The following is a 519-nucleotide window of genomic DNA, read 5'->3' on the forward strand; positions in this document are numbered from 1 at the left end:
CCCAGCCGCCAGCGTGCCTAACGCGCTGATGGTCTGCTTCTCTGTTTCCGTCAGGTCACTGACCTTTTTACCCGGATACAGCTGCGCCATCACCAACTGGGCCATCAGCTCACCGGTTACCGCGCCGGCGGCTCCCGCTGCCGCACTGTTGCCCGCAGCCCAGGAGGTTACAGCACCAACCACGGCATGAGCCATTGCGCGGCTTTCTTCATTCGGGGCCAGTTTGTGTATTTGCTCTGCCAGATACGGCGCGGCCGCCCCGCTGATGGCCTGGCCGATATTCCCGCCTGCCAGTCCCTGTACCGCCGCCGTCGCGGCCTGCACCGCCTGCTGTATCGTGCCGCCCGTTCCCAGCCCCGTTTCCGCAAATGCGGCATTGTAGAAGTTCTGATACACCTGTCCGTTGATATCGTCAGCCGTCGCAAGCCTGCCGGGGTTGGCCTTCTCCCAGTCGGCTTTCGCTTTTTCGCGGTCCCCGTCGCTGGCCGTGGCCATTTTATCTGTGGCCGCTTTGGTGGC

1 protein-coding gene is annotated in these 519 nt (G+C 63.4%); it reads right to left on the minus strand.

Annotated elements, in window-relative coordinates; genetic code table 11:
- A partial coding sequence (locus tag JJB97_RS18345) for a VENN motif pre-toxin domain-containing protein (protein WP_238715522.1) occupies nt 1-519 on the minus strand: 519 nt, incomplete at both ends.

Source organism: Tenebrionibacter intestinalis (assembly GCF_016632365.1).
Classification (GTDB): domain Bacteria; phylum Pseudomonadota; class Gammaproteobacteria; order Enterobacterales; family Enterobacteriaceae; genus Tenebrionibacter; species Tenebrionibacter intestinalis.